Origin of the sequence: Streptomyces milbemycinicus (assembly GCF_002154605.1) — a bacterium.
GTDB classification, from domain to species: domain Bacteria; phylum Actinomycetota; class Actinomycetes; order Streptomycetales; family Streptomycetaceae; genus Streptomyces; species Streptomyces milbemycinicus.
The window spans coordinates 1-17098 of record NZ_MUNE01000046.1 but is presented as its reverse complement, the minus strand read 5'-3'; the positions used below and the strand labels follow the sequence as shown (position 1 = coordinate 17098).

Genomic DNA, 17098 nt, shown 5'->3' with positions numbered 1-17098 from the left:
ACTTTTCAGATCAGCACGATTCTTCCGCGAAGCGGAAACACTTTTCTGTTCCAGGAGTGTTCACCGAGCCGCCCGCCGGGTCAAGACCCCACCGGCCGCGCCTCCGGCACAAGACGACCGTCCATAGAATGGAAGGCGATTTTCGGAGCGCAGAACCTGGTCGGCCGAGGGCGGGTAGGCTGCCGGTTGGCCGGTCGGCCGGGGCGAATCAGCCATACGGGGGCCGGTTTCACCTGCCGCGAAAGGAACCGTCGACGTGCCGTCCGCCGAGCCCAAGACCGCCGCTGCCAACTCCGGCGGCGTCCAGTCCCTCGAGCGCGCCTTCGATCTGCTCGAGCGGATGGCCGACGCCGGGGGCGAGGTCGGGCTGAGCGAGCTCTCCGGCAGCAGCGGGCTCCCGCTGCCCACCATCCACCGCCTGATGCGCACCCTGGTCGCCTGCGGCTACGTACGCCAGCAGCCGAACCGCCGCTATGCGCTGGGCCCCCGGCTGATCCGGCTCGGCGAAAGCGCCTCCCGGCTGCTGGGCACCTGGGCCCGGCCCTATCTGGCGCGGCTGGTGGAGGCGACCGGCGAGACCGCGAACATGGCACTGCTGGACGGCGACGAGGTGGTGTACGTCGCGCAGGTGCCCTCACGCCACTCGATGCGGATGTTCACCGAGGTCGGGCGGCGGGTGCTGCCGCATACGACCGGGGTCGGCAAGGCGCTGCTCGCGGACACGCCCGCCGACGAGGTGCGCGCACTGCTGGCCCGGACCGGTATGCCGGCCGCCACCCAGAAGACGATCACCACGCCGGACGCCTTCCTGGAGGCGCTGCAGCAGGTGCGCGAGCTGGGCTACGCGGTGGACGACAACGAGCAGGAGATGGGCGTGCGCTGCCTCGCGGTGGCCGTGCCCGACTCGCCCACGGCGGCCGCCATCTCGATCTCGGGCCCGGCCGGGCGGGTGACGGACGAGGCCACACGGGAGATCGTGCCGATCCTCAAGGAGGTCGCGGCCGAGCTGTCCACCGCGCTCGCCAGCACGGGCTCCGCCTGACGGCGGCGGTACGGGCGCGCCGGCGGTGCCGGGCGCGCCGCCGGTGCCGTATCGAGCCGCACCGGCGGCGTCTCCCGTCTCAGCCCCTGCCCCTCAGCCCCTCCCCCCTGCCTGCGGCACATCGCCGAACAGGTCGATCGCCGCACGCACCCCCCTCAACGCCGGCGCCAGTGCGCTCACCGAGCCGAGCGCGCCCGCGATGAGCAGCAGGGCGCGGCGCAGCCGGGGCACCTCAGGCACTCCCTCACAGGCCATGGCGTCCAGCGCGGCAAGTTCGTCGTCCGCTATGGCCCGGTCCGGCAAGTCGGCCGGGTGGGCGGCGAGTTCGCGCCGCAGCCGGGCGACGGTCCGGCGCAGCTCCGCCGCTCTGGGATCCTCCTCGGTGCCGGCCACTCGCCTGTCTTCCACGACCGCGGCGCCCTCCACTGACCAGGCGCCGGGCGTGCCCCGGCGTCTCGTGTGATCGTCGGGCATCACTGCCCTGCTCGCCCTCGCGCCCCTCTGCACGAAGCCTGCCCCCTTCTCCCCATGACCCCCGGACGCGTCGATCGGACGCGAGAGGCCGCGTGTCAGTTAACGCCACTCTGTGCACGACACGCCATACGGAGAGCGAAAATCAGACCGGGTGCGATAGGGGGAGACGAAGGGGGATCACGAAGGGATGAGCGGTAGGCAATGCCCACAGATCACACATCACACGATAAAGCGCAGGTCGCCGGGTTGCTGCTGGCCGCAGGCGGGGGCAGGCGGCTGGGCGGGCGACCGAAGGCGCTGCTGACCCACCGGGGCAGACCGCTGGTGGAGCGCGCGGCGCGGGCGCTGCAGGAGGGCGGCTGCGAACCGGTGCATATCGTCCTGGGGGCGGCCGCCGAGGCCGTACGGGCCAGGGCCGAGCTCCCAGGGTGCGCGCTGGTCGACAACCCGGACTGGGCCGAGGGTATGGGCTCCTCGCTGCGGTCCGGGCTCGCCTCGCTGGCCGGTACGGGGGCGGGGGCGGCGCTGGTGATGCTCGTGGACCAGCCGGGGATCGGGGCCGCGGCGGTGGCCCGGGTGGCGGCGGCGTACGACGGGCCGTCGTGCCTGGTCTCGGCGGTGTACGGCGGGCGGCGGGGCCATCCGGTGCTGTTCGGCGCGGAGCGGTGGGCGGAGGTCGCGGCGAGTGCGGTGGGCGATCGCGGGGCACGGGCCTATCTGAAGAAGCATCAGTCGGAGGTCACGTTTGTCGACTGCTCCGATATCGCCCGACCCGATGACATCGACACCCCGGAGGACCTGAAACGGCTGGAGTGAGCCCAACAGAACGTTGAAGTTCCGCCATGAGGAAATTAGTATCCACTAGATAGAAGTCCATGTGTCTCTGTGTCCCCGTGTCTCTGTGTCCATGTGTTCTCGCCCTGTGTCGCCCGAGGAGTGACCGCCCATGTCCGCACCAGCACCGTCCCCGCTGGCCATCGTCGACGCCGAGCCGCTGGAACGGCAGGGAGAGGTGCTGACCGACTCGGCCCTGGCCTTCCTGGCCGAGCTCCACCACCGCTTCACCCCGCGCCGCGACGAACTGCTCGCCCGCCGCGCCGAACGCCGCGCCGAGATCGCCCGAACCGGCACCCTTGACTTCCTCCCGCAGACCGCCCACGTCCGCGAGGACCCCGACTGGTGCGTCGCCCCCGCCCCGGCCGCGCTCGACGACCGCCGGGTGGAGATCACCGGCCCCACCGACCGGAAGATGACCATCAACGCCCTCAACTCGGGCGCCAAGGTCTGGCTCGCCGACTTCGAGGACGCCTCCGCGCCGACCTGGGAGAACGTCGTCCACGGCCAGCTCAACCTCATCGACGCCTACCAGCGCCGTATCGACTTCACCACCCCCGAGGGCAAGTCGTACGCCCTGCGCCCCGCCGAAGAGCTCGCCACCGTCGTCGCCCGGCCGCGCGGCTGGCATCTGGACGAGCGCCATCTGCGGGCCGGCGACCGCGCCGTGCCCGGCGCCCTCGTCGACTTCGGGCTCTACTTCTTCCACAACGCCCAGCGCCTGCTCGACCAGGGCAAGGGCCCGTACTTCTACCTCCCCAAGACCGAGTCGCACCTCGAGGCCCGCCTCTGGAACGACATCTTCGTCTTCGCCCAGGACCACCTCGGCATCCCCCAGGGCACCATCCGCGCCACCGTGCTCATCGAGACGATCACCGCCGCGTACGAGATGGAGGAGATCCTCTACGAGCTGCGCGACCACGCCTCCGGGCTGAACGCGGGGCGCTGGGACTACCTCTTCTCCATCGTCAAGAACTTCCGTGACGCCGGGGCCGACTTCGTCCTCCCCGACCGCAACGCCGTCACCATGACCGCCCCCTTCATGCGCGCCTACACCGAGCTGCTGGTGCGCACCTGCCACAAGCGCGGCGCCCACGCGATCGGCGGCATGGCGGCCTTCATCCCCTCCCGCCGCGACCCCGAGGTCAACGCCGTCGCGTTCGAGAAGGTCAGGGCCGACAAGGACCGCGAGGCGAACGACGGCTTCGACGGCTCCTGGGTCGCCCACCCCGACCTGGTTCCGATCGCCCGCGCCTCGTTCGACGCGGTGCTCGGCGACAAGCCGAACCAGAAGGACCGGCTGCGCGAGGACGTCCAGGTCACCGCGGCCGAGCTGATCAACATCGCCTCCCTGGACGCCAAGCCCACCTCGGCGGGGCTGCGCAATGCGGTCCAGGTCGGTATCCGCTATATCGAGGCCTGGCTGCGGGGCCTGGGCGCGGTCGCCATCTTCAACCTGATGGAGGACGCCGCCACGGCCGAGATCTCCCGCTCCCAGATCTGGCAGTGGATCAACGCGGGCGTCGTCTTCGAGAACGGCGAGAAGGCGACGGCCGGTCTCGTTCGCACCATCGCGGCGGAGGAGCTGACGGCGATCCGCGAGGAGATCGGGGCGGAGGCGTTCGCCGCGGGCAACTGGCAGCAGGCCCACGATCTGCTGCTCAAGGTCGCGCTGGACGAGGACTACGCGGAGTTCCTGACGCTGCCGGCGTACGAGCTGCTGCGCTGAGGCGGAGCCGCGCAGCGGAGCCGCATCGTGGGCTCTGTCCCCACCCCGGGGTGGGGACAGAGCCCCGCGCGTCACGCGTCGCAGTGCATAGCCGGGAGCCTGCCGTCGTCGCCCGCGACGGTCACCTCCGCGGTGCCGTCGCCGCCCTCCGCATACGCCGCCGTGCAGACCAGCTGGCGCACGGCGGTCTTTCCGAGCCCCCGCACCGCGATCGGGACACGGACCGACACCTGGTCCGTGCCCGACTTCATCCCGATGTGCCCCGCCGACCGGGGCAGCTCCGTGTGGAGCCCGGCCGCGCGCGCCGTCGCGCTCGGGCCGCCGAGCAGCATCATGAGGGCCACCTCGCCGGGCACCTTCCCGTCGTACTCCCCCTTCCGGTCCATGAAGACTCCTCCGGACACCGGAGTCAGGCGGCCTTCCGAGGAGACGAAGAACAGGAGCACCCGCTGCTCGGCGTCGGGGAAGACGGTGACGGTGGCCGGGCCGCCGGCCTCGATGACGTCGCTCTGCCGCACCCCGCAGCCCGTCAGCGACACGGCCGCCACCGCGGCAAGCCCGAGGCGGCTCAGGCGCTTCACTCCGTCACCTCCCGGCCCGTCAGAGGGATCTCCACGGTGAAGACGGCGCCCCCCTGGGGGCCGTTCGCCGCCCGGATCGTGCCGCCGTGCAGCCGTACGTTCTCCAGGGTGATGGCGAGGCCGAGGCCGCTGCCCTCCGACCGGGTGCGGGCGGAGTCCGCCTTGTAGAAGCGGTCGAAGATATGCGGCAGCGCCTCCGGGCGGATACCGGGGCCGCTGTCGGCGACCTCGGTGACAAGCCGGGCCCCCTCGCCGCCCGACCCCGACCCCGTCCTCGATTCCGCCCCCGTTCCCGGCTCCAGCCGCAGCCGTATGACGACCGGCGCGGCGCCGTGCCGCAGCGCGTTGCCGACGAGGTTGGCGACGACGACATCGAAACGGCGCGGGTCGAGCCGGGCCCGGATGCCGTCGGGCAGATCGGTGACGATCTCGTCGGGGTCGGTCCAGTGGCGGCTGCTCAGGGTCTTGCGGATGGTCTGCGCGACGTCGACCTCGTCGGTGTTCAGCTCGGCGGCCCCGGCGTCGAAGCGGGAGATCTCCATCAGGTCCTCGACGAGGACCGCGAGCTTGCCGGTCTCCGCGCTGATCAGCCGGACGGCGGCCGCGGTGTCGGGGGCGAGGCGGGCGGCGTCCTCGTCCAGGACCTCGGTGACCGCGAGCATCCCGGCGAGCGGGGTGCGCAGCTCATGCGAGACGTCGGAGGCGAAGCGGCGGGCGCGCGCCTCGGCGTCCTGGAGTTCGCCCACGGATCGCTCAAGGGCGACGGCGGACTCATTGAAGGTGCGGGCGAGGTCCGCGAGTTCATCGCTGCCCTTGACCTGGATCCGGGTGTCGAGGCGGCCCCGGCCCATGCTCTGTGAGGCCTTCCGTAGATCCCGCACCGGGCGCAGCACACTGCGCGCGGCCAGCAGCGCGGGGACGAGCGCCACCGCGAGCCCCGGCAGGGCCCCGTCGCGGGCCGCGGTGACCATGGCGCGGACGTTGGCCTCCTCGTCGGTCAGCGGCATCACGGCGTACAGCACCAGACCGGTGGGGCGTACGGTCTTCCCGGCCCGGAAGACGGTCGGGACGGCGACGGTCAGCCAGGGGTCGCCGTGCTTCTCGACCCGCTGGAAGCTGCCGCTGCGCGGGCTGGCGAGCGCGGCGCGGCGCAGTTGCGGGGTGATGACGGTGGAGACGGGGCTGGTGCCGGAGGAGACCCGGACCGATCCGTACTCGGCGAACACCACCCAGGGGTGCGGCTTGCCCTGCCGGGCGAGCAGGCGCAGCTGCTCCTGAAGGGACTTGGGCTCGACGGGAAGCGGTGTGCCCATGTCGTTGACCCGGTCCCGGAAGGAGGAGACGGCGGTGTCCTGGGCCTGTTCGAGGATCGCGGTGCGCGCCTTGCGGTAGGTGAGGGTCGCGGTGGTGCCCGCGCTGACCGCGGCGACCAGCAGGAAGGCGAGCACGAGCCGGGTGCGCAGCCCGATGCGGGCTCTCCAGCGGGTCAACGGGGGCTCACAGCGGTCCGAAGCGGTAGCCGAAGCCCCGCAAGGTCTGTATGTAGCGCGGGCTGCCGGCCACGTCCTCTATCTTGTGGCGCAGCCGCCGTACGCAGGCGTCGACCAGGCGGGCGTCGCCGTGGTAGCTGTGCTCCCAGACCTGTTCGAGCAGTTGCTGACGGCTGAAGACCTGCTCGGGCGCGGCGGTCAGATACAGCAGGAGCTTCAGCTCGGAGGGCGCGAGCGCGAGGCGTTCCCCGGCCTTGGACACGGCCAGCCCGGCGCGGTCGATGGCGAGGTCCCCGTGGAACTCGACGGCGGGGCGCCCGCCGGGCTCCTCGATCCGGCGCAGTACGGCCCGGATACGGGCCTCGATGACCTCGGTGCGGGCGGGTTTGACGATGTAGTCGTCGGCCCCGGCCTCCAGACCGACCACGACGTCGAAGTCGTCGCCGCGCGCGGTGAGCATGATGATCGGCAGCTGGCTGGACTCGCGGACCCGGCGGCACACCTGGACTCCGTTGATACCGGGCAGCATCAGGTCCAGGAGCAGCAGATCCGGCCCGAACTCGCGGATGGCGGTGAGTCCGGCCTCCCCGGTGGCGGCGGTGCGCACGTCGTGTCCGCGGCGGCGCAGGCCGAGTTCGATCCCTTCGCGGACGGAGGGGTCGTCTTCGATGAGAAGGACGCGTGGCATGTGCGGAGTATTCCATTTCGGCAAGTGAGGGCGGCGACTCAGGTCCGGCGGCTCAGGTCCGGCGACCGATCACGTCCGGCGGCTCAGTTTGCGGGGCACGGCCTTGAGCGCGGCGTCCAGTTCGGTCAGCCGCAGCGGGCGGGCCAGGATGGCGAAGACCAGCAGGATGGCCACCAGGCCCGCCGTCGTGGCGGCGAGCGGGCCCAGCGGGGCGGTGCGGATGGCCGTGAACTGGCCGAGGGCGGCGGCCGGTACGGCCGCCAGCAGCAACCGTGCCAGGGCGGCCACGGACGGCGAGCGCCACAGCCCGCCGCGCCGCGCCCCCGCCCTCTCCTGCCCGGCCGCCAAGGGCACGGGCACGGGCACGGGCCGGAGCCTGCGGTTCAGTACGTACGCGGTGGCCGCCCAGCCCGCGAACAGCGCCACCGAGTACGCCCCGGCCATGCCGGTCACCGCCCAGCGCGCGGGCAGCAGCAGATACGCGGCCGCGGACAGCCCCGCGTTGAGCCCGGAGATCGCCAGGTTCAGCAGAAAGGGTGTGCGGGTGTCGGAGAGCGCGTAGAAGGCCCGCGAGAGGACGTACTGCCCGGAGAAGGCCACCAGCCCCGGGGCGAACGCCATCAGCGCCCCCGCCATCACCGCGATATCGTCCGCGCCGGTCCTGCCGTACTGGAAGACCACCGCCATCACCGGCTCGGCGAGCGCCAACAGCACACAGGCGGCCGGTACGACGGCGGCGGCGCTGCTGCGCAGAGCGTACGAGACGTCTCGCCGCACGGCCGCGGTGTCACCGTCGGCCGCCGCCCCGCTCATCCGCGGCATCAGCGCGGTGACCAGCGAAACGGTCACGATCCCGTGCGGCACGGCCCACAGCAGATACGCGTTGTTGTACGCGCTGAACCCGGCGCCGTCGGTCCCCGCGGCCGCCGCGCGCTCCCCGGCCATCGTGGCCAGCCAGGTCACCACCCAGTACGCGAGCTGGTTGGTGAACACCAGCAACACCAGCCACCCCGCGGAACGCAGCGGCCGGGACAGCCCACTGCCCCGCCAGTCGAACCGCGGCCGCAGGCGGAAGCGCGCCGCGCGCAGCGACGGCAGCAGCGCCAGCGCCTGAACGGCGATCCCCGCGGTCGTGCCCCAGCCGAGCAGCGCGGTCTCGCCAGGGGTGAGCGTGTCCCCGGTGCCTGCCGTCGCCAGATACAGGCCGAAGACGGCGATGACGACGACGTTGTTGAGGACAGGGGTCCACATCATCGCCCCGAACCGGCCCCGGGCGTTGAGCACTTGGCCCAGCAGGGTGAAAACACCGAGGAAGAAGATCTGCGGCAGGCAGTAGCGGGCGAAGGCGACCGTCATCGTGGCCTGCCCGCCCGTGTAGTCGGTGTACGCCGCGACGATGGCGGGCGCGGCGAACACCGCCCCGGCGGTGATCAGCAACAGGGCCGCCGTACAGACGGTCAGCAGCCGATCGGTGTACGCGGCCCCGCCGTCGGCGTGCTCCTTGGCGGCCTTGACCAGTTCGGGCACGAAGACGGCGTTGAGCGCGCCGCCGAGGAGCAGTGTGTAGACGATGTTGGGCACGGAATTGCCGACCGCGTACCCATCGGCCGCCAGCCCGACACCGAGCGCGGCGGCGACGACGGCGGATCGTACGAATCCAGTGGCACGCGAGACCAGGGACCCCGCCGCCATGACGGCCCCACTGCGCAGCACGGAGGCGGGCCGCTCGGCGGCCGACGCCTCCGGTCGGCCCACCGGGTTCGCGGGGGCGCTCATCGGCGGGCCAGGTAGAGCTGGAAGGCGCGGTGGAGCGCGTGGTTGGCGGTGCCGCTCAATGGTGTCTCCCACTCCCCCAGCGTCTCGACGACCTGGCCTCCGGTGCCCAGTTTCCAGCGCATCAGCCCGAACGGCCGTTCGCCGGGGTCGAGTGTGGAGGGTACCCCGCGCATGTCGTAGACCTCCGCGCCCTGGGCGTGGGCGTCCAGCATCATCTGCCACTGCAGGGCGTTGGAGGGGCGCACCTCGCGCCGGTGGTCGGCCGAGGCTCCGGACTGGTACCAGACCCGTCGGCCCACCGTGATCATGGTGTGGGCGGCCAGGATCTCGCCCTCGTGCCGGGCGAGGTAGAGCCTCATCCGCCCCGGCGCCTCGGCGTTGAGGGCCGCGTACTGGCGCTCGTAGTACGCCAGTGAGCGGCCGAGGCGGAAGCCGTCGCGCTCCTCGGTGATCCGCAGCAGCCGGTAGAACTCGGGGAGTTCGGCGGCGCCGCCCAGCTCCACCCGTACGCCCGACTTGTGGGCCCGGCGGATGTTGCGCCGCCACTCCTGGTTGAGCCCGCTCCACAGCTCCTCGCGGGTGCGGCCGGCCAGCGGCACCCGGAAGACATAGCGGGGCTGCGCGTCCCCGGCCCCGTCTCCGTCGTCGCCACATCGGCGCCAGCCGCGGGCGCGCAGTCGTTCGGTGACGACGGTGCCCAGTGGGTCGACCTGGCAGGTGAGGACGTCGGACAGGTGGCGCCCGGGGCCGGTGGCCGCCTTGAGCGCGGCGGCGGTCCAGCTGCGGTAGGCGGGCGCGGGGCCGATGCGCACGGCGAACACGCCGGAGGCGCGCAGATGGCGCAGCAGCGGGCCGGCGACGGCCGCCAGGTAATGCAGCAGCTCTCCCTTGGTGGTGCCCGTGGCCGGATAGAGCACCTTCTCGAGGTTTCTGAGCGCGATGCGCCGCCCCTCCACCTCCGCGATCGGGGACATACGATAAGAATCTCACGAAAGGGATCAAAAGCATGCGGTCCATCTGGAATGGGAACATTTCCTTCGGCCTGGTCAGCATCCCGATCAAGATGTATCCGGCGACCGAGGACCACTCCGTCTCCTTCCGGCAGGTGCACACCAAGGACGGCGGCCGGATCCGCTACCGCAAGGTCTGCGAGCTCGAGGACAAGCAGATCGACGCGGACGAGATCGGCAAGGCATACGAGGACGCCGACGGCACCCTGATCCCGATCACCGACGAGGACCTGGCCCACCTACCGCTGCCCACGACCCGCGCCCTGGAGATCCAGGCGTTCGTCTCGGCGGCGGACATCGACCCCCTCCAGATGGGCGACGCCTACTACCTCGGCGCGAACGGCCCCGCCGCCGCCAAGCCGTACGCCCTGCTGCGCGAAGCGCTCAAGCGCAGCGAGAAGGTCGCCATCACCAAATACGCCCACCGCGGCCGGGAGCGCCTGGGCATGCTGCGCGTCGTGGGCGACGCCATCGCGATGCACCGGCTGCTGTGGCCCGACGAGGTGCGCAACCCGGTCGGTGTGGCCCCCAAGGAGAATGTGACGGTACGGGAGGCGGAGCTCGACCTCGCCGACACCTTGATGAACACGCTCGGCGAGGTGGATCTGAACCAGCTGCACGACGAGTACCAGGAGGCGCTGGACGCCCTCGTGGCGGCCAAGATGACCGGCGCCACACCCACCGCCGAGCCCGGCGAGGCCCCGGCCGGGGCCCAGGTCGTCGACCTGATGGCGGCGTTGCGGGACAGCGTGCGCAGCGCCCGCGCGGCCCGGGGCGAGGAGGCCGGGGAGGCCGGGGAGGCCGAGGAAGAGGAAGCGGCGGAGGCTACGGTCCACCCGCTGCCGGCGCGCAAGAAGGCCGCAGCGCCCGCGAAGAAGGCCGCGGCGACGAAGAAGAAAGGCGCCGAGAAGAAAGGCGCCGAGAAGGCCGGCGCGGCGAAGACCACGGCGAAGAAGGCCGCGGCCAAAAAGGCCCCCGCCAAAAAGCAGGCCACCGGCAAACGGGCGAGCGGGCGGACGGCCTCCTGACCGGCGGGGCGGAGCGGGGCGGGACGGTATCCACAGAGCTTACGGACGACACCTACGGACGCCGGCCCGACCGCTCCCGCCCGCTGCCGAACCGCGGCCCCACCCAAGCGTCAGCTGAACGCGGCCGAGTGGTCGCTCGCCCACTGCGCGAACGTACGCCCCGGCCGCCCCGTGATCCGCTCCGTCTCCGGGGAGATCTCGGCCGGCCGGCCGACGGCCCCCGCGAACAGCCGCAGCAGCGTGTCCGCGATGTCCGCCGGCACACCGCCACCGGTCATCGCCTCCCGGGCCGCCTCCGGCGGGATCTCCTCGTACCGCAGCGGCCGCCCAAGGACCTCGCCGATGATGGTCACCTGCTCCGCGAAGGTCAGCGACTGCGGCCCGGTCAGCACCGGCGCCTGGCCGGCGTAGTCCTCGCTGAGCAGGGCGCGGGCGGCGACGGCCGCGATGTCGGCCTCGTGGATGGGCGCCGTGTGGGCCTGGGCGTACGGGCCGTGGACCACATCGCCCTTGCCGAGCTGCTCCGCCCACTGCAGCGCGTTCGAGGCGAAGGCGCCCGGCCGCACATGCGTCCAGACCAGCCCCGATGCCTCGATCTCGGTCTCCAGCTCATGGTGGTGGTTGCCGATGACATTGCCCGGGCCGGGCTCGGCCGCGGCAGAGGAGGAGAGCGTGACGATACGCCGCACCCCCGCCTGCCCGGCCTTGCGCAGCAGCTCGCCGGCGCCCGTCCCCCACACCACCGCCGGGTTGAGGAAGACCGCGTCCGCGCCGTCCAGAGGCAGGTCCGCGGTGCGCGCCACCTCGACCCCCTCGGGCAGCCGCGCCGACTCGGGGTCGCGGGTCAGCGCGCGGACCTCCGCACCCGCCGCGACCAGCTCGTCCACCACATGCCTGCCGACGTTTCCGGTGGCTCCGGTCACCACGATCATGACGAGTTCTCCTTGCTCTGCCGTCTCGTTGGGTTTGACAGGACCCACGATTCATCCAACCGGATGAACTTGTCAAACAAATAGATGGGTGAAGTCAGAGCGGTGCGGATAGCCTGATCAGGTGAAGGAGAAAGCGCCGCAGGCACCACCGAAGAAGACCCGCCGCGCACCCGCGCCGGCGGAGCGCAAGCTCGACCCCGAGCGCTCCCGGCGGCTGCTGCTGGACGCCGCGATGGACGAGTTCGCCGAGAAGGGATTCGCGGGCGCCCGCGTCCAGGACATCGCGGACCGCGCCGGCCTCAACAAGCAGCTGATCAGCTACTACTTCGGCGGCAAGGAAGGGCTCTACCGCGAGCTGCACCAGCAGTGGCTGCGGCGCGAGGAGACCATCGCCGACCCGGCCCTCCCCCTCGACGAGCTCATCGTGCGCTACCTCGACGAGACCTTCGCCGACCCCCGGCCCACCCGCCTCAACCTCTGGAACGGCCTCACCGGCGGCGCGGTGGAGTCGGACCCCGAAGACCTCTCCGGACTGCGCCGCCGCCAGGCGGACGGGGAACTGGCCGGCGACCTCGACCCGGCCGCCGCGATGCTGCTGTTCATGAGCCTGGTCTCGGCGCCAGTCGCGATGCCGCACGTCGTACGGCAGCTCTTCGGCGTCGAGCCGGACTCGCCGGAGTTCCGCGAGCGCTACACCGAGCAGGTGCGCCGGATCGTCCGCCACCTCGCATAGGCCGTAGGCCCCCGCCCCGTACGGCCGTAATTCGCTTGACCGTGCCGCGCGCGCTGACAGGATGGCCGAGTCCGTCCGACGACCAGTCAGGAGCATGCGATGCGCCGATTCCTCGGAACTAACCAGCGCCCCCACCGGACGACAGTTCTCGAGGACTTCAGCACGCATGCCCACTTCGCGCACCCTCAACATCGGCATCCTGGCGCACGTCGACGCCGGTAAGACCAGCCTCACCGAGCGCCTGCTCTTCGACCACGGCGCCATCGACCGCCTCGGCAGCGTCGACAGCGGCACCACCCAGACCGACACGGGCGACATCGAGCGCGAACGCGGCATCACCGTGCGCTCGGCGGTCGCCTCCTTCACCGTGGGGCCGGCTCAGATCAACCTGATCGACACGCCCGGCCACTCGGACTTCATCGCCGAGGTCGAACGCGCCCTCGGGGTGCTGGACGGCGCGGTCCTGGTGCTGTCCGCGGTGGAGGGCGTCCAGGCGCAGACCCGGGTGCTGATGAAGACACTGCGGCGGCTGCGGCTGCCGGCCCTGCTCTTCGTCAACAAGATCGACCGCGCGGGCGCCCGCGACGAGGGGCTGCTGACGGACATCCGGCACAAGCTGGCCCCGCACCTCGTCGCGCTGACGGCCGTACGGGACCTGGGCACGCGGCACGCCCGCGCCGTGCCCTGGTCACTCGACGACGCGGACTTCCGCGCCCAGATGGCCGAGGCGCTGGCCGAGACCGACGACGCGCTGCTCGCCCGTGTCCTGGACGGGCCCCCGCCCACGCCCGCCGAGCTGCGGGCGGCGCTGGCCGGTGGCACGGCGGACTGCCGCGTCCACCCGGTGTTCTTCGGCTCGGCGCTGAGCGGCCAGGGCGTCGGCGCGCTCGCCCGCGGGATGGCACGCCTGCTGCCGCCCGCGCCCGTCGGCGCGGCAGCGGCAGCGGCCCCGTACGGGACGGTCTTCGCCGTCGAGCGCCGGGGCGGGACCGGGGGGAGGACCGCGTATCTGCGGCTGTTCGCGGGCGAGTTGGCCGTACGGCAGAAGGTGACGCTCCACCGCCGCGGACCGGGCGGCACGCTCGTCGAGTACGGCGGCCAGATCACCTCCCTCGATGTCGTCGGCCGGGCCGGCGCGCAGGCGGACACCGGGCGGCTGACCGCCGGGAACATCGGCAAGGTGCGCGGCCTGCCCGAGGTACGGGTCGGCGACCGGCTCGGCGAGGCCGACGCCCACACCAACGCCCACGCCCACGCCAACGCCAACGCCAACGCCAACGCCAACGCCAACCCAAGCACCGGCACCGGCACCGGCACCGGCACCGGCCCAAGCACCAGCACCGGCCCAAGCGCCGAAAGCGGCACCGGCCACGCAACCGGCCGCGGCCCCGGGCACCCGCCGCCCGACCAGCCGCACTTCGCCGCGCCCAGCCTGAGCACGGTCGTCCGCCCGCGCGAGCCCGGCCCGGGCCCCGCCGCGCGGCTGCACGCCGCGCTGCTGAGCCTGGCCGAACAGGACCCGCTGATCCACGCCCGCGCCCTGCCGGGCGGCGCCACCTCGGTGCTGCTGTACGGCGAGGTCCAGAAGGAGATCATCGCGGCGACGCTCGCCCGGGACTTCGGCATCGAGGCCGACTTCGAGCCGAGCCGGCCGGTCCATGTCGAGCGGCCCGGGGGCGTCGGCGAGGCGTGCGAGGAGATGGCCCGGCGCCATCACAGCGGGCTCTGGGCCACCATCGGGCTGCGCGTCGAGCCCGCCGGGACCGGCTCCGGGGTGATCTTCCGGTACGAGACCGAACTGGGCGCGCTGCCCCGCGCCTTCCACCACGCCATCGAGGAGACCGTGCACGACACCCTCCTCGAGGGCCACGACGGCCGGCCGGTGATCGACTGCCTCGTCACCCTCATCCGCTCGGGCTTCTCCAGCCCGCTCAGCACGGCGCGTGACTTCCGCGAGCTGACCCCGGTGGTGCTGGAGCGGGCGCTGCGCGCCGCGGGGACGCGGGTGTACGAGCCCTGCCACGCCTTCGAGCTGGAGATCCCGCATGACGCGCTGGCTCCGGTCACCGGCCACCTCACCGCGGCCGAGGCCGACATCACCGCCGTCGAGGAGACGGCGGGCGGGGTGCCGGCCTGGCTGCTCGAAGGCCGGATCCCGGCGCGGGAGGTGCACGGGGTGAAGCGGTGGCTGCCGGGGCTCACACGCGGCGAGGGCGTGTGGTGGTCCCGGCCGTCCGGGGACCGCCCGCTCGGCCCGGGACGGGACCGCCGCACCGGCCCCGCCCCGGGCTCGGATCCGGGCCCCCGTTCCGGCCCCGGCCCCGGTCAGATGCCGGGGCCCGCGACGTAGGTGTACGCGACGGTGGCGGTGCCGGCGAGGGTGGTCACTTCGATCTCACCCGGGCCGGCGCCGCCGTCCGCGGTGGGCGTCGCGGTCGTGATGAGGGTGGTGGAGTCGAGGACGACGAACGCCGCGCTGGTGCCGTCGAAGGCGACGCTCTGGGTGGTGTCCAGGGCGGTGCCGGTGACGGTCACCTGTGTGCCGCCGGTCGGCGGGCCGGAGTTGGGCGTCGCGGCGGTGACGGTGGGCGTGTCCACGTACGTGTACGACAGGCCGTCCGTGGCGCCGCCCGAGGTGGTCACCGTCACCTCGACCGACCCCGCCGTACCGGTCGGGACGGCGACGGACACCTCGCTGTCGGAGAGCACCGTGGGGGTCGCGGAGTTGGCGCCGAAGGCCACCTGGGTGGCGGTGGACAGCCCGGTGCCGTCGATCGTGACGGTGTTGCCGCCCGCGACCGGTCCGGCGGCGGGGCTGAGGGAGAACTCGCTCGGCAGGCCGACGTAGTAGTACTTCAGGGGGTTGCTGTTCCCGCCGGGGGTGGTGACGGTCACATTGACCGCGCCGGAGCCGGAGGGCGCGGTGACCACGACCTGGGTGGGCGTGTTGGAGGTGATGGCGGCCGACTTGGTGCCGAAGCGCACGGAGGTGGCCCCGCCGAGGTTGACCCCGGTGATGGTGACGGTGTTTCCGCCGGAGGCGGGGCCGCTGTTGGGAGAGATGGGCATGGCATGGACTCCTGGGGGGATGGCCCGTCCGGGAGCGCGCGGTTGACGCATGGCCCCAGCGCACGGGCTGGCGATCGCTGGTCCGGATCGCCCTGACATCGGGAGGCCCGGCGGGCGATCCGGCCGCATGTCGAGTAATCCATCCGGGGGACATGGGCGACAAGAATGCAAACACCACATTCCCCCGAATGGGCGCAATCCCACTATTTAGTGACCATCTGAAATAACGTTCAGCCCCGGGGCCACACCCCACTCTTTCCCGTGACTCACCGACCGCAAGGGGTCACTTCCGTACGTCTCGGGCGTATGCTCGGGCCACATGGGGGCGGAAAACGGCAATACCGCCAATGCGCCCGCCCGTGACGGGACTTGGCGGGTTCGGATCCGTAGTACGACCGGCGATGTTCTGGGCGCAGGAATCCTTCTGGGCAGCGAGACAGTGTTGACGTGCGCTCATGTGATCCCCGAGGACGGACGGCCGCTTCCGGCCACGGAAGTGCGGGTCGATCTGGTCGGCGTGCCCGACGCCGAGCCCGTCAGCGCGCGCGTCGCCCCGGGCTGCTGGGTGCCGCAGCGCGCCGACAGCTGCGGCGATGTGGCGTTGCTGAGGCTGAGCCGCCCCCAGCCCGCCGAGCACGCCGCGCCCCTGTTCCGGCTGCCTCCGGTGTCCCGGCGGCCAGTGCGGATGTGCGGCTTCCCCGACGGCAACGACGACGGTATGTGGTTCCTGGGCAGCCTGGCGGGCACCGCGGGACCGCGCGCGGAGTGGGTTCAGGTCAACCCGGAGACGCCCGGTGACGTGGTGCGCTACGGCTTCAGCGGCGCCGGGGTCGAGGACGAGCAGACCCACCACGTCATCGGCATGGTGGTCAGCCGCTACGACGACTCCGACAGGGTGCCGAGCGCCGAGCGGCGCCGCTTTTCGTACATGATCCCCGTCGAGACCATCGTCCGGCATCTGCCTCAGGTCGCCCGCTGGGTGGGCGGCGAGGCCGGAGTGGACCCGCGGCTGGTCTCCCCGCTCACCGACGGCGTCCAGGACATCGGCTTCGCCCAGCGGCTGGCCCTGTGGCTGCGGCGGGAGAGCCTGGCCGGGCGGGAGGGGATCGCGGACGTCGAGACGGTCGTGATCGAGGACGACGACAGCGACCGGAACGGGGCGCTCAGCCGGGCCGTGACGCTCGCGGACCGCGAGCTGTCCGGGGGCGGCGCCGAGGAGGCGGTGTCCACGGCGCCGCGCGATACGGTGCCGCCGATCGGCAGCCTGGACCTGGCCATCGACGTCACCGGCCGCACCGACACCGATGTGGCCAAGCGGGTCGCCGACCGGATGGACCTCAAGTCGCTCGGTGACACCTCGCCGCTCAGCCGTATCCGGGCCAACGCGGTACCGCTGACCATCGTGGCCGTGAGCGTCGACCGGGCCCATGACCCCGAGGCCCTGGTCCGCTTCATGAAGCTCCTCGCCGACCGGGGCAGCCGGCTGATGCTGGTCTTCCGCGACCGGCAGGCGCCCGGCCTGCACCTGGCCGAGCGGCTGTTCCGCCCGGAGCGGGCGCGGATCGACGCCTGGCTGGACGAGTTGGCCGGGCAGGTGACCCGCGCGGAGGGCCGCGAGCGCGAGGCGGCCGAGCGGCGCGCGCTGCTCTCCCCCGCCCTGAACCCGCCCTACACTCGCAACGCCTCGGCGCTGCGCATCAATCTGCTCAGAC

15 protein-coding genes are annotated in these 17098 nt (G+C 72.4%); 7 read left to right on the top strand and 8 right to left on the bottom strand.

Annotation, left to right across the window (positions count from 1 at the left end; all coding sequences use genetic code 11):
• Positions 1 to 256: 256 nt before the first annotated feature.
• Positions 257 to 1042 carry an IclR family transcriptional regulator gene (locus tag CCN51_RS04355; protein WP_014175536.1) on the top strand — a complete coding sequence of 262 codons (786 nt, stop codon included), beginning with the start codon at positions 257 to 259 and terminating at the stop codon, positions 1040 to 1042.
• Between the two features lie 93 nt (positions 1043 to 1135).
• Here the strand turns inward: CCN51_RS04355 and CCN51_RS04350 are convergent, their stop codons facing one another.
• Positions 1136 to 1516: a DUF5955 family protein gene (locus tag CCN51_RS04350; protein ID WP_405382025.1), complete on the bottom strand. Its 381-nt coding sequence runs from the start codon at positions 1514 to 1516 to the stop codon at positions 1136 to 1138.
• A gap of 201 nt (positions 1517 to 1717) precedes the next feature.
• Here CCN51_RS04350 and CCN51_RS04345 point away from each other — a divergent pair, with 201 nt between their 5' ends.
• Positions 1718 to 2332: a nucleotidyltransferase family protein gene (locus CCN51_RS04345; protein WP_055413905.1), complete on the top strand. Its 615-nt coding sequence runs from the start codon at positions 1718 to 1720 to the stop codon at positions 2330 to 2332.
• Between the two features lie 130 nt (positions 2333 to 2462).
• Positions 2463 to 4079, top strand: coding sequence for a malate synthase A (aceB, locus tag CCN51_RS04340; protein ID WP_014175539.1), 1617 nt, complete (start codon positions 2463 to 2465; stop codon positions 4077 to 4079).
• A gap of 71 nt (positions 4080 to 4150) precedes the next feature.
• On the opposite strand, the gene CCN51_RS04335 is transcribed toward aceB, so the two are convergent.
• The 5 genes from CCN51_RS04335 to CCN51_RS04315 all read right to left on the bottom strand — a co-directional run bounded on the left by CCN51_RS04335 (position 4151) and on the right by CCN51_RS04315 (position 9588).
• Positions 4151 to 4660 (bottom strand): hypothetical protein, encoded by a 510-nt coding sequence (locus CCN51_RS04335; RefSeq protein ID WP_014175540.1) that lies wholly within the window; start codon positions 4658 to 4660, stop codon positions 4151 to 4153.
• Positions 4657 to 6150: an ATP-binding protein gene (locus tag CCN51_RS04330; RefSeq protein ID WP_014175541.1), complete on the bottom strand. Its 1494-nt coding sequence runs from the start codon at positions 6148 to 6150 to the stop codon at positions 4657 to 4659. The genes CCN51_RS04335 and CCN51_RS04330 overlap by 4 nt, the downstream gene beginning before the upstream one ends.
• Before the next feature lie 7 nt (positions 6151 to 6157).
• On the bottom strand, positions 6158 to 6838 hold the full coding sequence (locus tag CCN51_RS04325; protein ID WP_014175542.1) for a response regulator transcription factor: 681 nt from the start codon (positions 6836 to 6838) through the stop codon (positions 6158 to 6160).
• 69 nt (positions 6839 to 6907) lie between these two features.
• Positions 6908 to 8614: a murein biosynthesis integral membrane protein MurJ gene (murJ, locus tag CCN51_RS04320; protein WP_043486548.1), complete on the bottom strand. Its 1707-nt coding sequence runs from the start codon at positions 8612 to 8614 to the stop codon at positions 6908 to 6910.
• Positions 8611 to 9588 carry a lipid II:glycine glycyltransferase FemX gene (locus tag CCN51_RS04315; RefSeq protein WP_086859275.1) on the bottom strand — a complete coding sequence of 326 codons (978 nt, stop codon included), beginning with the start codon at positions 9586 to 9588 and terminating at the stop codon, positions 8611 to 8613. The genes murJ and CCN51_RS04315 overlap by 4 nt, the downstream gene beginning before the upstream one ends.
• Positions 9589 to 9620: 32 nt before the next feature.
• On the opposite strand from CCN51_RS04315, the gene ku reads away from it, so the two are divergent.
• Positions 9621 to 10652 (top strand): non-homologous end joining protein Ku, encoded by a 1032-nt coding sequence (gene ku, locus CCN51_RS04310; RefSeq protein ID WP_014178930.1) that lies wholly within the window; start codon positions 9621 to 9623, stop codon positions 10650 to 10652.
• Between the two features lie 110 nt (positions 10653 to 10762).
• Here the strand turns inward: ku and CCN51_RS04305 are convergent, their stop codons facing one another.
• Positions 10763 to 11584, bottom strand: a complete 822-nt coding sequence (locus CCN51_RS04305) for an NAD(P)H-binding protein (RefSeq protein ID WP_014178929.1) — start codon at positions 11582 to 11584, stop codon at positions 10763 to 10765.
• A 121-nt stretch (positions 11585 to 11705) separates the two neighbouring features.
• Between CCN51_RS04305 and CCN51_RS04300 the strand changes: the two genes are divergently transcribed.
• Positions 11706 to 12317: a TetR/AcrR family transcriptional regulator gene (locus CCN51_RS04300; RefSeq protein ID WP_014178928.1), complete on the top strand. Its 612-nt coding sequence runs from the start codon at positions 11706 to 11708 to the stop codon at positions 12315 to 12317.
• Positions 12318 to 12483: 166 nt separating this feature from the next.
• A complete protein-coding gene (locus CCN51_RS04295; RefSeq protein WP_086859273.1) occupies positions 12484 to 14667 on the top strand; it encodes an elongation factor G in 2184 nt (727 codons plus the stop codon).
• Here the strand turns inward: CCN51_RS04295 and CCN51_RS04290 are convergent.
• Positions 14643 to 15386, bottom strand: coding sequence for an IPT/TIG domain-containing protein (locus CCN51_RS04290; RefSeq protein WP_014178926.1), 744 nt, complete (start codon positions 15384 to 15386; stop codon positions 14643 to 14645). The genes CCN51_RS04295 and CCN51_RS04290 overlap by 25 nt on opposite strands.
• A 319-nt stretch (positions 15387 to 15705) precedes the next feature.
• On the opposite strand from CCN51_RS04290, the gene CCN51_RS04285 reads away from it, so the two are divergent.
• Positions 15706 to 17098, top strand: a 1393-nt coding sequence (locus CCN51_RS04285; RefSeq protein WP_086859279.1) for a S1 family peptidase, incomplete at its 3' end; no start/stop codon positions are given.